The sequence below is a fragment of the Asaia siamensis genome (genome assembly GCF_014635085.1).
Classification (GTDB): Bacteria; Pseudomonadota; Alphaproteobacteria; order Acetobacterales; family Acetobacteraceae; genus Asaia; species Asaia siamensis.
The window spans coordinates 1-704 of sequence record NZ_BMCH01000018.1 but is presented as its reverse complement, the minus strand read 5'-3'; the positions used below and the strand labels follow the sequence as shown (position 1 = coordinate 704).

Sequence of the window (704 nt, the reverse complement as noted above, 5' to 3'; positions counted from 1 at the left end):
AGAGCCCTTTTGGAAATTCACGGATGAGCGTTTCGGCGTAGCATTAGGCTTCCCATGGCGATGTGGATCATGGCCTCTGCCACGTCGATACGCTGTTCGTAATCCCTCACCAGTCGGCGCCAGCGGATCATCCAGCCGAATGTCCGCTCAACGACCCATCGACGTGGCAGGATTTCAAATCCTTTTTCCGTATCTGAGCGCTGGATGATCTCGACCGTGAAGTTAAAAAAGGCGGCTTTGTCTATCAACTGCAAGCGGTCATAGGCCCCATCTGCGAACAGATGCTTCACCCACGGCCAGCGTTTGCGGATAGCACCCAGGATCATCTGTGCACCCGCACTATCCGAAATATTGGCTGGGGTCAGCCTGACCAGAAGCAGTCGGCCATCTGTATCAACCGCAATATGGCGCTTACGACCAACGATCTTCTTGCCGGCGTCATAGCCACGGGTCTTTGCATGAGGAGCCTTGATGCTCTGGCTGTCAATGACACCACCGGATGGGCTGGCTTCGCGTCGCGCTGCTTCACGATCCAGCATCAGGCAGACATCATGGATCGTCTGAAACAGAAAACGGCGCATCAGCCTGCGGAACCACCAATAGACGGTCTGCCACGGACCAAAGTGAGCCGGCAGCATCTCCCAGCCGCAGCCCGAGCGGACAAGATAGCGCAGTGCATTGATGATCTCACGAAAATCGGTCAC

Annotated in this window: 1 protein-coding gene; it reads right to left on the bottom strand. The window is 55.8% G+C overall.

Annotation, left to right across the window (positions count from 1 at the left end; all coding sequences use genetic code 11):
- Positions 1–17: 17 nt before the first annotated feature.
- The coding region (locus IEV53_RS14745; RefSeq protein WP_188427591.1) for an IS5 family transposase at positions 18–704 on the bottom strand (687 nt) is incomplete at its 5' end.